This is a genomic window from Mesorhizobium sp. L48C026A00, assembly GCF_000502375.1.
In the GTDB taxonomy this organism is placed as follows: Bacteria; Pseudomonadota; Alphaproteobacteria; order Rhizobiales; family Rhizobiaceae; genus Mesorhizobium; species Mesorhizobium muleiense.
In genome coordinates this window covers 173,892-191,440 of record NZ_AYWU01000015.1, presented here as the reverse complement: position 1 = coordinate 191,440, position 17,549 = coordinate 173,892, and the positions used below count along the sequence as shown (strand labels likewise).

The window sequence follows — 17,549 nt, the reverse complement described above, 5'->3', positions numbered from 1 at the left end:
AATGCGGCAGCCAGTGAGGGGTTGATGAGCGAGATCGAACGCGAAAGCATGGAATTCGACGTGGTCATCGTCGGCGCCGGTCCGGCCGGCCTCGCTGCCGCTATCCGTCTCAAGCAGGTCAATCCCGAGCTTTCCGTCGTCGTCCTGGAAAAGGGCGGCGAAGTCGGCGCCCACATCCTGTCCGGCGCCGTCGTCGATCCGATCGGCATCGACCGGCTGCTGCCGGGCTGGCGTGACGAGGAGGGACATCCGTTCAAGACGCCGGTCACGGCAGACCATTTCCTGGTCCTCGGCCCCGCCGGTTCGTTCCGTCTGCCCAATATCCTGATGCCGCCGCTGATGAACAACCACGGCAACTACATCGTTTCGCTCGGCAATGTCTGCCGCTGGCTGGCGACCAAGGCCGAGGCGCTGGGCGTCGAGATCTATCCGGGCTTTGCCGCCGTGGATCTCATTTACAGTGACGAGGGCGCGGTCACCGGCGTTGTCACCGGCGACATGGGCGTCGAGAAGGATGGCACGCGTGGCCCGGGCTTCGCGCCGGGCATGGCGCTGATGGGCAAATATGTGCTGATCGGCGAGGGCGCGCGCGGCTCGCTGGCCAAGCAGTTGATCGCCAAATACCATCTTTCCGACGGCCGCGAGCCCGGCAAATACGGCATCGGTCTCAAGGAGCTCTGGCAGGTCAAGCCGGAGAACCATCGGCCGGGCCTTGTCCAGCACTCCTTCGGCTGGCCGCTCGACATGAAGACGGGCGGTGGCTCCTTCCTCTACCATCTGGAGGACAACCAGGTGGCGGTCGGCTTCGTCGTCCACCTCAACTACAAGAACCCCTATCTGTCGCCGTTCGACGAGTTCCAGCGCTTCAAGACCCACCCGGCGATCAGGGGTACATTCGAGGGCGGCAAGCGGCTCGGCTATGGCGCCCGTGCCATCACCGAGGGCGGCTGGCAATCAGTGCCGAAACTGTCCTTCCCCGGCGGCGCGCTGATCGGGTGTGCTGCCGGCTTCGTCAACGTGCCGCGCATCAAGGGCTCGCACAATGCCGTGCTCTCCGGAATGCTGGCGGCCGAGCATGTCGCCGAGGCGATCGGCGCCGGCCGCGCCAATGACGAACTGGCTTCCTACGAGGCGGCATGGCGGGCAACCGACATCGGCAAGGATTTGAAGAAGGTGCGCAACGTCAAGCCGTTGTGGTCGCGCTTCGGCACCGTCGTCGGCGTCGGCATCGGCGGCCTCGACATGTGGCTGAATTCGCTGTTCGGGTTCTCGCCTTTTGGCACGCTGAAGCACGGCAAGGCCGATCATGCGACGCTGGAGCCGGCCGCCAGGCATAACAAGATCGCCTATCCGAAGCCGGACGGCGTGCTCACCTTCGACCGCCTGTCCTCGGTGTTCCTGTCCAATACCAACCACGAGGAAAACGAGCCTGTCCACCTGCTGGTCGCGGATATGGACCTGCAGCAGCGCTCCGAACACGATGTCTATGCCGGGCCCTCGACACGCTACTGCCCGGCCGGCGTCTACGAATGGGTCGACAAGGATGGCAACGCCGCCGCCGATCCCGAGGCGAAGGACGTGCGCTTCGTCATCAACGCGCAGAACTGCGTCCACTGCAAGACCTGCGACATCAAGGACCCGAACCGAAATATTACCTGGGTGCCGCCACAAGGTGGCGAGGGACCTGTCTACCAGAACATGTAGCCCAGCAAGCCAGAACGGCCCGGCGGCCGTCTCGACCGCCGATAATGAAAGCGCGTGAAGGCCTATTATATGTGCGGCGTCTAAAAGAAGTTGAAGCGGGGCGGCGCCTGTGGTTCCATTCTTTCTGACCCGGGAGATGACCATGCGCCTGGCGGTTCTGACGTGCCTTGCGGCGATTGGCGGTTTGTGCGGCTTCGCACCGTCGGCATTGGCTGACACGAAGGTGCTGGTCAAGACACGGACCTACGACATCACTGGAACCACGGGCGCCGCCCTGATCGAGGCCATGGACCGCAACGGTCCGAAGCGGCACGGCTTCATGACGCACGCCATCGCGCTGGCCGCCTATACCGTGGATTGGGACCTTGACGTCACAAGGGAGGGTGGTGTCTGCCGTCTGCGGCAGGCCAATGGCACGCTCGATCTCACCTACACCTTGCCGCGTTTGGCCTCGGCTGCGACACCGGCGCTGCAGAAGCGCTGGAAGCGGTTTTTCGCGGGCGTTCGTGCTCACGAGCATAACCATGGCCGGATCGCTAGGGCAATGATGCGGGCGACCGAAAGATCGATCACTGGACTGGAGTTCGCCGACAACTTGTTTTGCAGCAAGACGCACCGCGAGGCGAGGCGCCGGATCAAGGCCGTCTATGCCGAATACGAGGCGAAACAGAACGCCTTCGACGCGCGCGAGCATCGCGACGGCGGCCATGTCGAGCACCTCATCAGGGCGCTGTTGCGCAAGCAGTAGCTCAGCCTCGGGTCCTGCCGTTCTGTCTCACCGATGCCGTCGCGGTTTCTTGTTCGTCGACCGGCTTCTTCTGTTCCTGCCTGAGCGAGAACTCCACCATCAGCGGAAGATGGTCGGAGCCGGTGTTTTCTAGCCTCGACACCGAATGGATGAGAACCGCGCCCTTGCTGAAAACAAGGTCGATCGGCAGTCCGGCGAAGCGCAGGAATTCCGGCAGCTTGATAGGGAGCCAGGTCGGCCCCGGCGAAGGCGCCACGGTCAGCTTGCCAAGACCTGCGACGCGCCGGACGGCGGCGCTCCACGGCGCTGCATTGCAGTCGCATGCCATGATCGATGTCTCGCCAAGCGAGGCGAACTCCCCCGACAATCCGCCGATCTGCCGTGACTGGTTGCGCGGCCATGGCCAGGTGAGGTGCATGGCGGCGACGTCGACTTCGGTTCCGCCGAAATCGACCGTCGCGATGGCCATCGCGCCGCGGCCATAGCAGCGCGGTTGCGCGCCGGCGGCAAACGACCGTCTGGACAGCAGCGCAACGCCGAATACGCCATTGGGGTAGGGGCAGAAGATCCGGTAAGGGTAGGCGCTGGCAACATGGCCAAGTTTCGCCTTCCACATGTCGGACACCTCGTCGAGGGTGATCACATCAGGCTGGGTCCGGCCGATCAGCGACAGGACTTTTTCAGGCGTTGAATTGTTGAACCGCAGGTTCATCTGCAGCAGGCGGTAGACCGCCTGATCACCGGGGTAGACCGCCTGATCGCCGGCCTCGACTTCGTAGGCTGCCTGGACCGGCCACAGGCGGGGCACCGACAGGGCGTTCGACGTGGTGGCAAAGGCAGCCACCGCAAAGAGCAGCCCTGTGGCCGCCTGCAGGCGAAACGAGGTCGCCAGCAGCGGCAGCGCGCAAAGCGCCATCAGCACGGCAAGATGAACGCGGAAATGAGCGAAGGAATCGAAGGCCGGATGCAGCGTTCCGAAAAACCCGGCCACCAGCGCGACCGAGAAGACGAGCATTGCGACGAATGCCATCGAAGCCATCATGTCTCGAACGGGTGCCATCTCTTTTGCTTATCGGCAGAAATGCAGCCCAAAGCAAGATTACGAAATGCCCTGCCGCGCTGTTGCCAGGGTCGCAGGCCGAGCGGCGCTACTGGAACGCCGTCTCCGAAAAGCTTCTGAGCTTGCGCGAATGCAACCGTTCCATCGGCATCTCGGCCAGCTTTTCCATCGCCCTGATGCCGATGGTCAAATGCTGTGCCACCTGCCGCTTGTAGAATTCGGTCGCCATGCCGGGCAGCTTCAATTCGCCATGCAGGGGCTTGTCGGAGACGCAGAGCAGCGTACCGTAGGGTACGCGGAAGCGGAAGCCATTGGCGGCGATCGTCGCCGACTCCATGTCGAGCGCGATCGCCCGTGACTGCGACAGCCGCTGCACCGGCCCACGCTGGTCGCGCAACTCCCAGTTGCGGTTGTCGATGGTGGCAACAGTGCCGGTCCGCATGATACGCTTGAGGTCATAGCCGGAAAGGCCGGTGACTTCGGCGACCGCCTCCTGCAGCGCCACCTGGATTTCGGCCAGCGGCGGGATCGGCACCCAGACCGGAAGATCGTCGTCCAGAACATGGTCTTCCCGCACATAGGCGTGCGCCAGCACATAGTCGCCCAGCGCCTGGGTGTTGCGCAGGCCGGCGCAATGGCCGAGCATCACCCAGGCATGCGGCCTGAGCACCGCTATGTGGTCGGTGATCGTCTTGGCGTTGGAGGGGCCGACGCCGATATTGACCATGGTGATGCCGCCATGGTTCGGCTTCTTCAGATGATAGGCCGGCATCTGCGGCAGGCGCGGCGGCGCCACGCCATGGCTGGGCGCGTTTTGTCCAGCCTTGGTGACGACGTTTCCCGGCTCGACGAATTCGACGTATCCGCCGCCGCCTTTCGCCATCAGATCGTGCGCACGGGCGACGAATTCGTCGATGTAGAACTGGTAATTGGTGAACAGCACGAAATTCTGGAAATGCTGGGGACTGGTCGCCGTGTAGTGCGACATCCGGTGCAGCGAGTAGTCGATGCGTTGCGCCGTGAACGCCGCCAACGGCCTGGCTTCGCCTAACGCCACTTCGAACGTGCCGTTGGCGATCTGGTCGTCGGTGCCGTCGAGATCCGGCACGTCGAACAGGTCACGGATCGGCCGCCTGATGCGCTCGGCTGCCGCGCCGTCGACATGCGAGCCTTCCAGGAACGCGAAATGCAGCGGGATGGGCGTCGTCGATTCCGAAACCGTGACCGGAACGCCGTGATTGCGCATGATCAGGCGAAGCTGTTCGATGAGATAGCGTTCGAAAAGGGCCGGCTGGGTTATGGTGGTCGAGAAATGCCCGGGCGTCGGCATATGGCCGTAAGCCTGCCGCGAGTCGATCTGGGTGAACGAAGTCGTGGTGACACCGACCTCCGGATAAAAGGCCCGGTAGCGCTTGTTGTTGTCGCCGCCTGCGGCGAGCGCCGTAAACGAATCGCGCAGGAATTTGGTGTTGCGGTCGTAGAGGGCCTGCAAGGCCGCGACGGCCTTTGCTGCATCATTGAAGATCTGCCGGCCAAATGGCTCCGGCATCACGACTGAGTCTATGGCTTGGGGGTAGATTCGCTTTTCCATGACCCAATATAGAGGCTTGGCCACGCGGTTGGGAGGGGGCCGAAGGGTCGTTTTTTGTTTTGAATGGTTTCGATGAAGGCCGATTGCCTAGCCACGCCGCAGGCTGATCAGCAGCACAAAGCCGACGCCGGTCTTCTTCAGCGCCGGCGCTTCGATCGTCGAGCCGGCATCGGCGCGCATCGTCGGCACGGCCAGAACCGGCGCGGCAAGAACCATCAGGATGAGCGTCGCCCGCGGCACTAGCCGAAGGGTCTTGCGGGCGTTGGCGGCGATGCGGTNGGCAAGAACCATCAGGATGAGCGTCGCCCGCGGCACTAGCCGAAGGGTCTTGCGGGCGTTGGCGGCGATGCGGTCCATGGTTTTTGCTTTTCTCCTCTCGAAGACTTTGTCGGTTCAGGGGCGAAAATGGTTCACGCAATCGAACCGGCAGGAATTGGCCTGGTCCCAGGAGCGGGCCGGGCGCCCGGCCTCGGCAACGAGGATGGCGAACGCCATGCCGAACAGGCTCATCAGCAGGCAGACGATGGTGAAGCGGCGGGCGAACATGGCGTGGTGTCTCCTTCGACACGCATGAGAATGCCCTGATGCAACTGAACCGGTTCTGATGCCGGCGTTCATCTGCGGTTCAAATTTGGACTGTCAGGGCGCAGAAGGCGCAGCCCGGTCGATCGGTCGGTGTCCCAAACACAGAGGCGCGAACAAAAACGGGGCCTTTGCGGCCCCGTTTTCATTGTGCGGCAGTCGAAACGATCAGAGCTTGTGCCAGGTCTGGCTCCTGCAGATCAGCCCGCCGAGCACGCAGCCGCTCATCTTGAGCNCATCTTGAGCGAAGCGCCTGAGACCGAGGCCTTGCCCGAATAGGTCTTGTCGGTCTCCGGGTCGGTTATCGTACCCGTGTATTTGTTGGCGCCGGACACCTGGAACGAACCGATGCGCTTGCCGGCAAACTTGCCGGATTTGAGCGTGATGGAAAATGCGTCGCCACCGCCCGTGATGGCGGCGGTCGAACCGGCTTGCGTTTTCCAGTTGCCTTCGATCGGGTCGGCCCAAGCGGTGCCGGCCATGATCAATGTGGCCGCGAGGCCCATGCTGATTTTGCGAAACATGTTTCTCCTCCCTGTGGGCATCCGGACGAACGTTCCGCCCCGCCAGTCTGCCTCTTACGCAAACGTAAGCTAATCCACCTCCCGGCAAAACAAAAGCGGTGCCGCTGCGGAAGACTTCGGGATTTTTCCCGGCCGCCTGAAGCGGTCTGGTCGGCGAGAAATGAAACACCGGGCATGCTGGCTTTGTCTTCCGTGGTTAGCGGAGTCTTGATTTGCGCCTCGCAAATTTTCATCAATTTTGGCGCAAACCGGCGCAATTGCTGGCTTTGCATCGTTAATGAATTTCGGCGTTTACCTCTTGTTTTAGCTTTGTTTTCCTCAAATTAAGCACGCCGTTTAACGACGGATTCAAGCCTTCGGTTCATTCTCGAAAGCATCGAAAGAGCGGCCGCCCCAAGGGTTTCCAGGGGACAGAACGAGGCAGCTCTCGGGAGCCTGACAGGGGCTAGAACAGGGGATTGAAATGGCACGTTTTGAAATGCCTGAAGCCGACTTCGGCGCCATGGGGGCAACTGCCCAGGCCGACATTCTTTTCGAACTGGGCATGATGTATGCGACCGGCCGCGATTGCGAGACCGATGTCGTCGCCGCCCACAAATGGTTCAACATCGCTGCGATCAAGGGCTCGGTCCGGGCCGCGGAACTGCGCTCGGAATTGTCGGCCGCCATGTCGAAAGTCGAGATCGCCAGGGCGCTGCGCGAAGCCCGCGAATGGATGACGATGCACTAAGTCTCACCTGAACTCATCATGTACTGAGGTCACCGACAGGGACGCTTCAAGGCCGCGCGAAGACGGCCGGACCGGCAAGAACAAGGCCGCGCAAGACGGCCGGACCAACAATGACAAGAACGCCGCAGGCCGGATACAGCCCATCTGCGCGACGGACAGGGAAGGCGAGCGGTTTTCGGGGCGCGCGTAGCGTTCGGGATTGTTCGATCGACAAAAGCCGCGACCGGCCGGAACAAGGCCGGCGCGGCTTTTCGCGTTTTCGGACCATGGTCCCAAAAAGTGGAAACCGGTTTTTGGAAGAAGATCATGGCCAAACAGAAAGGCGGCAGGCCCAATCGAGTGCCGCCGATGCGCCAAGACAGGCTTGGCGAACGGTGAAATTCTCCCACCTAATCTGGAAGAGGCGCGGTCGGAGCGGCCGCGCGCGAGTGGAGGAGTTGTATCGCCATGAAAAAGTTGCGTATTTTGAGCGCGGCCATTGTCGGCCTGGTGATGAGCGCGCCGGCCTTCGCCGAAGACATCACCTTTTCGGTGGTCGGACCGATGACCGGACAGCTTGCCACCATCGGCGACCAGTTCAAGCAGGGCGCGCAAGCCGCCGCCGACGCGATCAACGCCGCCGGCGCCGTCGACGGCCGCCAGATCAAGCTCGACGTCCAGGATGACCAGTGCGATCCGAAGCAGGCGGTTTCGGTCGCAAACCGCATCGTCGCCAACGGCGTCAAGTTCATCGATGGCCATGCCTGCTCGGGCTCGAGCATCCCGGCCTCGGCCGTCTATGCCGAAGCCGGTGCGATGATGATGAGTCCGGCTTCGTCGAACCCGGAGCTGACGGACGCGGCGGCGAAATCCCGCTGGCCGACGATCATGCGCCTTTATACGCGCGATGATGCGCAGGGCGCCTTCATCGGTCCATGGATCGCCAAGAAATACGCCGGCAAGAAGGTCGTCATCATGCATGACAAGAGCGCCTATGGGCAGGGCGTGGCCGATGCCGTCAAGGCGACGATGAACCAGAACGGCCTCAACGAGATCCTCTACGAGGGCATCAACGCCGGCGAAAAGGACTATTCGGCGCTTGTCACCAAGCTCAAGGAACTGAAGGCTGATGTGGTCTATTTCGGCGGCTACCACCCAGAGGCCGGCCTCATCCTGCGCCAGTCGGCGGAACAGGACTTCAAGTTCCAGCTGATCATGCCGGACTCGATTGCCACGCCGGAATTCTGGCAGGTTGCCGGCCCGGCCGGCGAAGGCACCATGTTCGTCTTCCCGTCGGATCCGCAGGCGAAGCCCGAAGCCAAGCAGGCCATCGAAAAGATCAAGGCGGGCGGCTTCGTGCCCGAGGGCTTTACGCTGTTCTCCTATGCCGTGATCCAGGCCTTTGCCGAGGGTATCAAGCGCGCCGGCAGTGACGACCCGGCCAAGGTTGCCGAAGCGCTGAAGAATGGCCAGCCGATCAGCACCGTCGTCGGCCCTGTCACTTTCGATGAAAAGGGCGACCTCAAGAACGTCAGCTACGACATCAACCAGTGGCACGACGGCAAATACGCGCCGATCCAGCCTTGATCGCCGGCTTTGCCTGGCGACAATCGGAGATGGCCGGGGCAGATCCGGCCATTTTCATTTGGTGATGCGTTTGTGGCGCGCGTCTTCCGTCGTCGCCTCTCCTTGGATGAACAGCGTCAGCCGTGGGCTTCCTCGGCAAAACGCACCAGCACCGTCCCATCGGTGACCTGCGCGCCCTCTGTTGCGATCTCGGCGATCGTCCCGTCATGCGTGGCGGAAATCGTGTGCTCCATCTTCATCGCTTCCAGGATCAACAGCGGCTGGCCCTTGATGACGGTTTCGCCTTTTGCCGCGCGCACCAGCTTGACCAGTCCCGGCATCGGCGCGCGCAGGCTGTCGGCACCGGCGGCGATTTCGTCGGCCCTTGCCAACGGGTCCGGCACCGCGAAGCTGTAGCCGACGGCGCCTGAAAAGACAGTGACATGGCCTGGCCAGCGGGCGAGGCGAGGGGCAGCGCGAAGATCAAGCGCGCTGTCATAAGGTGCGTCCAGTGCCACCTGGAAGCGCCCGTCCGGCCGCATCGATACAAGCGCCAGGATATCGTCCTCGCCGTAGCGAAGCCGCGTGCGCCGCGCCATCGCGTGGAAATGCGCATAGCCGGCAAGCGACGACCACGGGTCGCGGGTCGGTGCCTGAGCCCCGGCGCCGGACGCCGCAAGTGCGGCTGCAGCGACGATCTCGCTGCTCGGCGGCGGCACTGCGGTCAGCGCTTGCTGATGCCTGCCGATCAGCCCGGTGTCGACGTCACCTGCCGAAAAATCCGCGTCAGCGGCGAGAGCCGCGAGAAAGGCGGTGTTGACGGTCGAGCCGGCAATCTCGGTTTGCGAAAGGGAAATGCCCAGTGCCTCGAGCGCCGCCTGCCTGTTCTTGCCGTGGACGACGAGCTTGGCGATCATCGGGTCGTAGAACGGCGAGATGGCATCGCCGGTCCGCACGCCGGTCTCGATCCGCATGCTGGCGCCCTCCGGCACTGTATCCGGAAATTTCAGGTGATGCAGCGTGCCCGTCGCCGGCAAAAAGCCCTTTGCCGCGTCCTCGGCATAGATGCGCGCCTCGAAGGCGTGACCGGAGAGCGCAATCTCGCTCTGCGTCTTCGGCAGCTTTTCGCCGGACGCCACCCGCAACTGCCACTCGACCAGGTCGGTGCCGGTGACCATTTCGGTGACGGGGTGCTCGACCTGCAGGCGGGTGTTCATTTCCATGAACCAGAAGCGGTCGGCCTTCAGCCCTTGCGAGGCGTCGACGATGAACTCGATCGTGCCGGCGCCGGAATAGTCGATCGCCTTGGCGGCCTTCACCGCCGCCTCCGTCATCGCCTTGCGCAATGCCGGTGTCATCCCGGGGGCGGGTGCCTCCTCGATCACCTTCTGATGGCGCCGCTGCGCCGAGCAGTCGCGCTCGTAGAGATGCACGACATTGCCGAAGATATCGCCGAAAACCTGAACCTCGATGTGGCGCGGCTTGTCGACATATTTCTCGACCAACACGCGGTCGTCGCCGAACGCGGCCTTGGCCTCGCGCCGCGCACCCGACAGCGCCTCGGAAAAGTCGTCTGGATGTTCGACGCGCCGCATGCCCTTGCCGCCGCCGCCGGCGCGCGCCTTGATCAGCACGGGATAGCCGATCTCGCGTGCCTTGGAGGCGAGCAGCACGATCTCCTGCGCCTCGCCGTGATAGCCCGGCACAACCGGCACGCCGGCCTTCTCCATCAGCCGCTTGGCCGCGTCCTTCAGCCCCATGGCGCGGATCGAGGCGGCCGACGGGCCGATGAAGACGAGCCCGGCCGCTGTCACCTGATCGACGAAATCAGGGTTTTCCGACAGAAAGCCGTAGCCGGGATGGATGGCTTCGACGCCGGTGGCCAAAGCCGCCGCGACGATCTTGTCGCCGCGCAGATAACTTTCGCCGACCGGCGAGGGTCCGATATGCACCGCTTCGTCGGCCATCTCGACATGCAAGGCGCCGGCGTCGGCGTCGGAATAGACGGCGACCGTGCGCACGCCCATCCTGCGCGCGGTGCGGATCACCCGGCAAGCGATCTCGCCGCGGTTGGCGATCAGGATTTTGGCGAACATGGGACCTCCAAAGCCAGAGCTTGCCGCCAACGGCGCGAATGCTCCTTCACGCGTGCTGTGGCAACACCCTGCTTTGCAGTCCGGCCATTGTCAAAGGATCGGTAAGCCAGCCTGCCTACTTGGAGGCAGCGATCCCGCAGCCGCCGGCCGCGGTCTTGACCTTCCATCTTGTCAAGCCGGCCTGGCAATTGCGCAACGCACTCTCTTCCGCGGCCTGTTGCGAGGGTGCGTTGAGTTTGGAGCCGCAGATGATGTAGAGGTCGGTCACGCGCGATTGGAACGTCGTCGCATAGGCCGAATGACCGCTCGCCGCGACATAGGCCTTGTAGGCCTTCGGGCAATCTCCAGTCGAACCTGCCGGAAAATGGACGGCGAAACGTCTGTCGCCCTTGCTTCCCGCCAGCGATTCCGCCGCTCCAATGCCGGGCGCTGCTAATATAAGCAATCCCGCAAGTACAGATACAGTTGTTTTCTGAAAAAGCTGCTGTCTCATCTTCGCCCAATCCCCATTGGTATTTGCAATGAGCAATAGCCGCGATTCTTTCGTCTGGCCAGATCGGGGAATGAAAATAAGTCTGAAAACTATGAATGGATTTTCTTACCTGAGCCGGTAGCGCTCCGCCATGCGCAGCAACGCCTGTTGGTATAGGTCCGCCGTCTGTTGGTCGAAGCAGCAGAAGATGACGGTTTCAGGAACCGCATTGTGGCTGACAAAGGCGCTCACCGTGCCAACGGCGATCTGCGTCGCCTGGTCCTTTGGATACCGGTATACACCGGTCGAGATCGCCGGAAATGCCACCGTCCTGCAATCCTTGCCGGCGGCGAGTTCGAGCGACCGGCGGTAGCAGGAGGCCAACAACTCGGCTTCGCCCTTGCCGCCGCCTTGCCAGACCGGCCCGACCGTGTGGATGACATAGCGTGCCGGCAGCCTGTAGCCCTTGGTGAGTTTTGCGTCGCCGACCTTGCAGCCATTCAGGGTTTGGCATTCGGCCAGAAGTTCGGGGCCGGCCGCACGGTGGATGGCGCCGTCGACGCCCCCGCCACCCAGAAGTGAGGTGTTGGCGGCGTTGACGATGGCGTCGACCGCCAGCCTGGTGATGTCGCCGACATGAACGCGAATCCTTGCCTCGATCTCGCTCATCGGTCACATCCTGAACACGCCGAAGCTTGTCTCCTCGATCCCGGCGTTCAGCGCGGCTGACAGGCTGAGCGCCAGCACCTCGCGCGTCTTGGCCGGATCGATGATGCCGTCGTCCCAGAGCCGGGCGGAGGAATACAGCGGGTGGCCTTCATGCTCGTATTTCATCAGGATCGGCTTCTTGAATTTTGCCTCCTCCTCCGCGCTCCATTCCCCGCCCTTGCGTTCGATCCCCTCGCGCTTGACCACGGCCAGCACGGTGGCCGCCTGCTCGCCGCCCATCACCGAAATGCGGGCATTCGGCCACATCCACAGGAAGCGTGGCGAATAGGCGCGTCCGCACATGCCGTAATTGCCGGCGCCGAACGAGCCGCCGATGATCATGGTGACCTTCGGCACGCGGGCCGTGGCGACCGCCATCACCAGCTTGGCGCCGTCCTTGGCGATGCCGCCGGCCTCGTATTTTCGCCCGACCATGAAGCCGGTGATGTTCTGCAGGAAGATCAGCGGAATCTTGCGCTGGCAGCACAACTCGATGAAATGCGCGCCCTTCAGCGCACTTTCGGAAAACAGCACGCCGTTGTTGGCGATGATGCCGACCGGCATGCCGTTGAGATGGGCAAAGCCGGTGACCAGCGTGGTGCCATAGTTCTGCTTGAACTCGTCGAATTCGGAGCCGTCGACGATGCGGGCGATCACTTCACGCACGTCATAGGGCTGGCGCAGATCGGTCGGCACGATGCCGTAGAGTTCTTCGGCTGCATGAAGCGGCGCAATCGGATCGCGTAGCGCCAGCCCGATCTGCTTCTTTCGATTGAGGTTCTTGACGATGCGGCGCGCGATCGCCAGCGCATGCTCGTCGTCCAGCGCAAAATGATCGGCCACGCCGGAAAGCCGCGTGTGGACCTCGGCGCCGCCCAATTCCTCCGCGCTGACGTCCTCGCCGGTAGCGGCCTTCACCAGCGGCGGACCGCCGAGGAAGATGGTCGCCTGGTTGCGCACCATGATCGTCTCGTCCGACATCGCCGGCACATAGGCGCCGCCCGCCGTGCACGAACCCATGACGCAGGCGATCTGCGGAATGCCAGCAGCCGACATGTTGGCCTGGTTGTAGAAGATGCGGCCGAAATGGTCGCGGTCGGGAAACACCTCGTCCTGGTTGGGCAGGTTGGCGCCGCCGCTGTCGACCAGATAGACGCAAGGCAATCTGTTCTGCAGCGCGATCTCCTGGGCGCGCAGATGCTTCTTCACCGTCATTGGATAATAGGTGCCGCCCTTCACCGTGGCGTCGTTGACGACGACCATCACTTCGGTGCCTTCGACGTGGCCGATGCCGGTAATGATGCCGGCCGATGCGATGTCCTCGCCATACATCGACCACGCGGCGAACTGGCCGATCTCGAGGAATGGCGAGCCGGTGTCGAGCAATTGGGCGAGGCGCTCGCGCGGCAAAAGCTTGCCGCGGCTCTGGTGGCGCTCACGCGCTTCCTCCGAGCCGCCACGCTCGGCGGTTGCCGCCTTTTGCGCAATGTCGGCGACCAGCGCCCGCATGCGCTCGGCATTGGCGCGGAAGGTGTCGGAGGCTGGCGAGATTTGCGAGGTGAGGGGGGCCATTGGCGTTACCGGATCAGTTCGATCTTGCAGCCGATATCCAGGTCGCCCCAGCCGCGGTCGGCGGTGACGGCTATGGCGTTCTCGCGAATAGCCAGGGCCAGGCAGGCCCGATCGCCCAGCGACAAGCCGCGATGCCGCGTCAGCTCGCGAAGCTGACCGGCGGCGATGCCCATCATCTCGTCGAAAGCAGCGACCGGCATGCCGAGACTGGCGAGGTCGTCCGCGGCCTCTTCCATGCTGCGTCCCTTGTCGATCAGCTTGGCGATAATTTCGGCCGCATTGACGGAGCTGAATTGCGCATCCGGCGCGAAACCCAAGGCAACATCGGTGCCTTTCTCGTTAAGCAGGATCGCAAGCGCCGCCGAGCTGTCCATGACGTAAGCTTTCACTTCGCTCCCTTCCCCGCCGTTCCTTCGGCATGAAGCCGGTCCAAACGTCTATCGCTTCGACGCTGTTCTTCCCGCCGCTCCTTCAGAAATTCGTCGACGACACTTTCGCCGGGCTTTTTCAACGCTGACAATTCGGCCTGGACGCGCCGCAGATTCCGAAGCCACGACCTTACCCGCAACTCGCCGTTCTCGACATGAAGGATCAAGTCTTCACCAGGCTTCACGCCCATTTCCTCGCGCATCGCAGCCGGGATCACGAAGCGTCCGCCCTCGCCAAGTCTGACGCGCTCGCGTTTCGCTGGCAACCGGAGCGGAGTTTTTTGAGCTCCTGCCTCGAATTGTGTCGGCGGATTCCCGTCAAACCCAGCCTTTTCGGTTCCGTTCGCCATAGCCCGCCTCGTTCCAAAAATATGACATATCACGAGAAATATGGGGAAAATCGTCCAGCATGGCAAATTCAGGAGATAGCGCCATCAGACTCCTTCCGCCATGATTTCCCGCCCGATCAGCCAGCGGCGGATCTCGCTGGTGCCGGCGCCGATCTCGTAGAGCTTGGCGTCGCGCAAAAGCCGGCCGGTCGGATAGTCGTTGATGTAGCCATTGCCGCCCAGCAGCTGGATGGCGTCGAGCGCCATCTGCGTCGCCTTCTCGGCAGCGAACAGCACGCAGGCGGCGGCGTCCTTGCGACTCGTCTGGCCGCGGTCGCAGGCGGCGGCGACGGCATAGACATAGGCGCGCGCGGCGTTCATCGTCGTATACATGTCGGCGAGCTTGCCCTGCACCAGCTGGAACTCGCCGATCGGCTGACCGAACTGCTTGCGTTCGTGCACATAGGGGACCGCCACATCGAGGCACGCCGCCATCAGCCCGAGCGGGCCGCCGGCGAGCACCGTGCGCTCGTAGTCGAGACCCGACATCAGCACCTCGACGCCGCGCCCCTCCTCATGCAGCACGTTGTCGAACGGCACTTCGACATCCGAAAAAACCAGTTCGCCGGTGTTGGAGCCGCGCATGCCGAGCTTGTCGAGCTTTTGCGCGACGGAAAATCCGGCGAAATCCTTTTCGACGATGAAGGCGGTGATGCCGCGCGACTGGAGTTCTGGATCGGTCTTGGCGTAGACGACCAGCGTCTCGGCGTCCGGGCCGTTGGTGATCCAGATCTTGGTGCCGTTGAGCACATAGCAATCGTTGCGCTTTTCGGCGCGCAGTTTGAGCGACACGACGTCGGAGCCGGCGCCGGATTCCGACATTGCCAGCGCGCCGACCTTTGCGCCGCTGCACAGCGCAGGCATATATTTTTCCTTCTGCGCCGGTGTTGCCCAGCGATTGATCTGGTTGACACAGAGGTTGGAATGGGCGCCGTAGGAGAGGCCGACCGAGGCCGAGGCGCGCGAAATCTCCTCCATCGCCACGACATGGGCGAGATAGCCCATGCCGGTGCCGCCGAATTCCGGATCGGCGGTGATGCCGAGCAGGCCGAGCCCACCGAGCTCGGCCCACAGATGCGCCGGAAATTCATTCGAGCGGTCGATCTCGGCGGCGATTGGGGCGATCTTGTCCTGGGCGAAGCGCCGCACCAGGTCGCGCAGCGCTTCGATGTCTTCGTCAAGCCCGAAGTTGAGTGTGTGCGTGTACATGCCGTTTCTCCCGGCGCACGGCCCCGAAATCGAATTCGATTTCGGGAAGGGCGCAAAATCAAAGTGCTACAGCGTCCTTTGCTCGCCGGCTGCGGCGCTGCAGGTCGTTGTCGCGCCAGAGGCCTTTGCCTCCAACCAGGCGCATCGTCATTGAAAGATATGTGGCGGTTACCTCCGAGATCGATAGCCGCTCGCCCGGCCGGAACCAGACGATGACGCCGGTCATCATCTGGATCAGCGCCATGGCGGTCAGCCCTGTGTCTTCGACGTCGAAGACGCCGGCTTCCGCGCCGTCGCGCAAGATGACGCGCAGCTCCTTCTCATAGGCGGTGCGCATACGCAGGATCTGCGTCAGGCGGTCATGCGACAGGCTGCGCAATTCCATGTTCGAGACATGGGTGGAATGGCGGCGTTCGATGTGGAAGGCGATGTGGTTTTCGACATAGGCGGCGAGCCGTGTCGCCGGATCGGCCGCGACCGGGCGCGCCGCGTCCCATGCCCCGATCAGCCCTTCCATGTGCTCGCGCATCAGCGTGAACAAGAGGTCTTGCTTGGTCGGAAAATAACGGTAGAGCGCCGCCGCCTGGACGCCGACCTCGGCGGCCAGCTGGCGCATCGACATCGCCTCATAGCCCAGACGCGCGATCAGGCTGACCGCCGCCTCGCGAACCGCTGCTTCGGTCTTTTCGCCGTCGGAACCGGTCGTGCGCGCCATGCAAGCCTCGTTGAGAGGGTAAGAAATAAAACGAACGTTCAATTAATTCAAGAGCGCGACTCCTTCTTCTCCCCTTGTGGGAGAAGGTGGCCTCGCGAAGCGAGGTCGGATGAGGGTGTTCCAGCTTGGCACCGTCGGCATTCCGTCCAACACCCCTCATCCGTCTCGGCGCTGCGCGCCGATCCACCTTCTCCCACANCTTGGCACCGTCGGCATTCCGTCCAACACCCCTCATCCGTCTCGGCGCTGCGCGCCGATCCACCTTCTCCCACAAGGGGAGAAGGAAGAGCGCCTTTCAGCTTCCCCGTGCTGCCGCCAGCGCACCCGGCAATTCCTCGGCAAAAATGTCGAGCTCGTGGTCGAGGCCGACGCTGACCCTGATACAACGGTCGAGCACCGGCACCATCGGCTTGCGGATGAACACATCGCGCGACAAAAGCGCCTGCAGCACCTTCAGCGCGAAGGCGCCGTCGCCGCCGCAGTCCATGGTGACGAAATTGGTAGCCGAGGGCAGCGGCTTCAGCGCATTGGCCTCGGCGATCTCGGCGATGCGCCGGCGGCCGGAAGCGACCCGCGCCACCACGCTTTGCAGATAGTCCTGATCGGCCAGCGCCTCGACGCCGGCGATCTGCGCCATGCGGCTGACGCCGTAGTGGTTGCGGATCTTCTCGAAATCGCGGATCACCTGAGCGTCGGCTACCGCATAGCCGCAGCGTATGCCGGCCAGCCCGTAGGCCTTCGAGAAGGTGCGCAAGCGGATGACGTTCGGCCGCGACACGTCGATCGGCGGCAGCGCCGAGGCAGGGCCCAATTCGCCATAGGCCTCGTCGAGCACCAGCATGGTGGTCTCCGGCAGGGCTTCGATGAAGCGGATGAGTTCCGCCGCCTCCCACCAACTGCCCATCGGATTGTCCGGGTTGGACAGGTAGACCAGCGGCGCTTTGTCCCTGGTGACCGCAGCCAACAGGCCGTCCAGGCTTTCCCGGTCGTTCTCGTAGGGGACCGCGACCAGCCGGCCGCCGACGCCGGCAATATGGAAATTGAAGGTCGGATAGGCGCCGAGCGAGGTGACCACCGCGTCGCCTGATGCCACATACATGCGCGCCACCAGGCTGAGCAACCCGTCTATGCCTTCGCCGACCACCACGTTTTCGACGCCAACGCCAAGATGCCCGGCAACAGTCACCTTCAAATCGTGATTGTCTGGATCACAATACATCCACATGTCGCCGGCGATGCCGGCCATGCGGGCTATGACGCGCGGCGAGGGGCCAAAACTGCTCTCATTGGCGCCGATGCGGGCGCGAAACGCGCGGCCGCGATCCCGCTCCTGCGCCTCCGGGCCGACAAACGGCACCGTCGAAGGAAGCACGCTGACGATCGGCGTGAGGGGAGGGCGCTGGCGCATGGCAAGTCTCGCAAAAAAAGGGGGCTCGCTCCAAAAGTGCCTTCTTGCTAGCGCGGCACAGGTGGCCG

17 protein-coding genes and 1 pseudogene are annotated in these 17,549 nt (G+C 63.1%); 4 read left to right on the top strand and 14 right to left on the bottom strand.

Going from position 1 to position 17,549, the window contains the following annotated elements; genetic code table 11:
• Positions 1 to 24: 24 nt before the first annotated feature.
• Entirely contained in the window at positions 25 to 1,704 is a 1,680-nt protein-coding gene (locus tag X738_RS65305) for an electron transfer flavoprotein-ubiquinone oxidoreductase (protein WP_023800799.1), read from the top strand.
• A 142-nt stretch (positions 1,705 to 1,846) separates the two neighbouring features.
• The gene (locus X738_RS65300; protein ID WP_023800798.1) at positions 1,847 to 2,452 is read left to right on the top strand and encodes a DUF922 domain-containing protein; all 606 of its coding nucleotides are present in this window, start codon (positions 1,847 to 1,849) and stop codon (positions 2,450 to 2,452) included.
• A gap of 1 nt (position 2,453) precedes the next feature.
• Here X738_RS65300 and X738_RS65295 read toward each other — a convergent pair whose 3' ends face one another.
• From X738_RS65295 to X738_RS65285, 5 genes and pseudogenes are all read right to left on the bottom strand, one after another.
• Complete coding sequence (locus tag X738_RS65295) at positions 2,454 to 3,482, bottom strand: endonuclease/exonuclease/phosphatase family protein (protein WP_245277731.1); 1,029 nt, start codon at positions 3,480 to 3,482, stop codon at positions 2,454 to 2,456.
• Positions 3,483 to 3,600: 118 nt separating this feature from the next.
• Positions 3,601 to 5,061 (bottom strand): AMP nucleosidase, encoded by a 1,461-nt coding sequence (locus X738_RS65290; RefSeq protein ID WP_245277730.1) that lies wholly within the window; start codon positions 5,059 to 5,061, stop codon positions 3,601 to 3,603.
• A 129-nt stretch (positions 5,062 to 5,190) separates the two neighbouring features.
• On the bottom strand, positions 5,191 to 5,394 hold the full coding sequence (locus tag X738_RS0142365; protein ID WP_031255542.1) for a hypothetical protein: 204 nt from the start codon (positions 5,392 to 5,394) through the stop codon (positions 5,191 to 5,193).
• Positions 5,395 to 5,496: 102 nt separating this feature from the next.
• Positions 5,497 to 5,649, bottom strand: a complete 153-nt coding sequence (locus X738_RS86170) for a hypothetical protein (protein ID WP_023800794.1) — start codon at positions 5,647 to 5,649, stop codon at positions 5,497 to 5,499.
• 204 nt (positions 5,650 to 5,853) lie between these two features.
• Positions 5,854 to 6,209: pseudogene (locus X738_RS65285) on the bottom strand (DUF2147 domain-containing protein).
• 463 nt (positions 6,210 to 6,672) lie between these two features.
• Between X738_RS65285 and X738_RS65280 the strand changes: the two are divergent.
• Entirely contained in the window at positions 6,673 to 6,939 is a 267-nt protein-coding gene (locus tag X738_RS65280) for an SEL1-like repeat protein (protein ID WP_023800793.1), read from the top strand.
• Between the two features lie 447 nt (positions 6,940 to 7,386).
• Positions 7,387 to 8,505, top strand: a complete 1,119-nt coding sequence (locus X738_RS65275) for an ABC transporter substrate-binding protein (protein ID WP_023800791.1) — start codon at positions 7,387 to 7,389, stop codon at positions 8,503 to 8,505.
• Between the two features lie 116 nt (positions 8,506 to 8,621).
• Here the strand turns inward: X738_RS65275 and X738_RS65270 are convergent, their stop codons facing one another.
• From X738_RS65270 to X738_RS65230, 9 genes are all read right to left on the bottom strand, one after another.
• Positions 8,622 to 10,580 (bottom strand): acetyl/propionyl/methylcrotonyl-CoA carboxylase subunit alpha, encoded by a 1,959-nt coding sequence (locus X738_RS65270; protein ID WP_023800790.1) that lies wholly within the window; start codon positions 10,578 to 10,580, stop codon positions 8,622 to 8,624.
• Between the two features lie 115 nt (positions 10,581 to 10,695).
• Entirely contained in the window at positions 10,696 to 11,073 is a 378-nt protein-coding gene (locus X738_RS65265; protein ID WP_023800789.1) for a hypothetical protein, read from the bottom strand.
• A 105-nt stretch (positions 11,074 to 11,178) separates the two neighbouring features.
• On the bottom strand, positions 11,179 to 11,721 hold the full coding sequence (locus X738_RS65260; RefSeq protein ID WP_023800788.1) for an O-acetyl-ADP-ribose deacetylase: 543 nt from the start codon (positions 11,719 to 11,721) through the stop codon (positions 11,179 to 11,181).
• 3 nt (positions 11,722 to 11,724) lie between these two features.
• Complete coding sequence (locus X738_RS65255; RefSeq protein ID WP_023800787.1) at positions 11,725 to 13,332, bottom strand: carboxyl transferase domain-containing protein; 1,608 nt, start codon at positions 13,330 to 13,332, stop codon at positions 11,725 to 11,727.
• A gap of 5 nt (positions 13,333 to 13,337) precedes the next feature.
• The gene (locus X738_RS65250; RefSeq protein ID WP_023800786.1) at positions 13,338 to 13,721 is read right to left on the bottom strand and encodes a type II toxin-antitoxin system VapC family toxin; all 384 of its coding nucleotides are present in this window, start codon (positions 13,719 to 13,721) and stop codon (positions 13,338 to 13,340) included.
• Entirely contained in the window at positions 13,718 to 14,110 is a 393-nt protein-coding gene (locus tag X738_RS65245; protein ID WP_023800785.1) for an AbrB/MazE/SpoVT family DNA-binding domain-containing protein, read from the bottom strand. Before X738_RS65245 ends, X738_RS65250 begins: the two co-directional genes overlap by 4 nt.
• 84 nt (positions 14,111 to 14,194) lie before the next feature.
• Positions 14,195 to 15,358: an isovaleryl-CoA dehydrogenase gene (locus tag X738_RS65240; protein ID WP_023800784.1), complete on the bottom strand. Its 1,164-nt coding sequence runs from the start codon at positions 15,356 to 15,358 to the stop codon at positions 14,195 to 14,197.
• 58 nt (positions 15,359 to 15,416) lie between these two features.
• Positions 15,417 to 16,073, bottom strand: coding sequence for a TetR/AcrR family transcriptional regulator (locus tag X738_RS65235; protein ID WP_023800783.1), 657 nt, complete (start codon positions 16,071 to 16,073; stop codon positions 15,417 to 15,419).
• Positions 16,074 to 16,368: 295 nt separating this feature from the next.
• Entirely contained in the window at positions 16,369 to 17,481 is a 1,113-nt protein-coding gene (locus tag X738_RS65230) for a pyridoxal phosphate-dependent aminotransferase (RefSeq protein ID WP_023800782.1), read from the bottom strand.
• Positions 17,482 to 17,549: the final 68 nt, after the last annotated feature.

Excerpts from the sequence above, each read along its gene's own strand:
- X738_RS65305 (WP_023800799.1), top strand. The coding sequence starts at position 25 with ATGAGCGAGATCGAACGCGAAAGCATGGAATTCGACGTGGTCATCGTC.
- X738_RS65300 (WP_023800798.1), top strand. The coding sequence starts at position 1,847 with ATGCGCCTGGCGGTTCTGACGTGCCTTGCGGCGATTGGCGGTTTGTGC.
- X738_RS65295 (WP_245277731.1), bottom strand. The coding sequence starts at position 3,482 with ATGGCATTCGTCGCAATGCTCGTCTTCTCGGTCGCGCTGGTGGCCGGG.
- X738_RS65290 (WP_245277730.1), bottom strand. The coding sequence starts at position 5,061 with ATGCCGGAGCCATTTGGCCGGCAGATCTTCAATGATGCAGCAAAGGCC.
- X738_RS86170 (WP_023800794.1), bottom strand. The coding sequence starts at position 5,649 with ATGTTCGCCCGCCGCTTCACCATCGTCTGCCTGCTGATGAGCCTGTTC.
- X738_RS65280 (WP_023800793.1), top strand. The coding sequence starts at position 6,673 with ATGGCACGTTTTGAAATGCCTGAAGCCGACTTCGGCGCCATGGGGGCA.
- X738_RS65275 (WP_023800791.1), top strand. The coding sequence starts at position 7,387 with ATGAAAAAGTTGCGTATTTTGAGCGCGGCCATTGTCGGCCTGGTGATG.
- X738_RS65270 (WP_023800790.1), bottom strand. The coding sequence starts at position 10,580 with ATGTTCGCCAAAATCCTGATCGCCAACCGCGGCGAGATCGCTTGCCGG.
- X738_RS65265 (WP_023800789.1), bottom strand. The coding sequence starts at position 11,073 with ATGAGACAGCAGCTTTTTCAGAAAACAACTGTATCTGTACTTGCGGGA.
- X738_RS65260 (WP_023800788.1), bottom strand. The coding sequence starts at position 11,721 with ATGAGCGAGATCGAGGCAAGGATTCGCGTTCATGTCGGCGACATCACC.
- X738_RS65255 (WP_023800787.1), bottom strand. The coding sequence starts at position 13,332 with ATGGCCCCCCTCACCTCGCAAATCTCGCCAGCCTCCGACACCTTCCGC.
- X738_RS65245 (WP_023800785.1), bottom strand. The coding sequence starts at position 14,110 with ATGGCGAACGGAACCGAAAAGGCTGGGTTTGACGGGAATCCGCCGACA.
- X738_RS65240 (WP_023800784.1), bottom strand. The coding sequence starts at position 15,358 with ATGTACACGCACACACTCAACTTCGGGCTTGACGAAGACATCGAAGCG.
- X738_RS65235 (WP_023800783.1), bottom strand. The coding sequence starts at position 16,073 with ATGGCGCGCACGACCGGTTCCGACGGCGAAAAGACCGAAGCAGCGGTT.
- X738_RS65230 (WP_023800782.1), bottom strand. The coding sequence starts at position 17,481 with ATGCGCCAGCGCCCTCCCCTCACGCCGATCGTCAGCGTGCTTCCTTCG.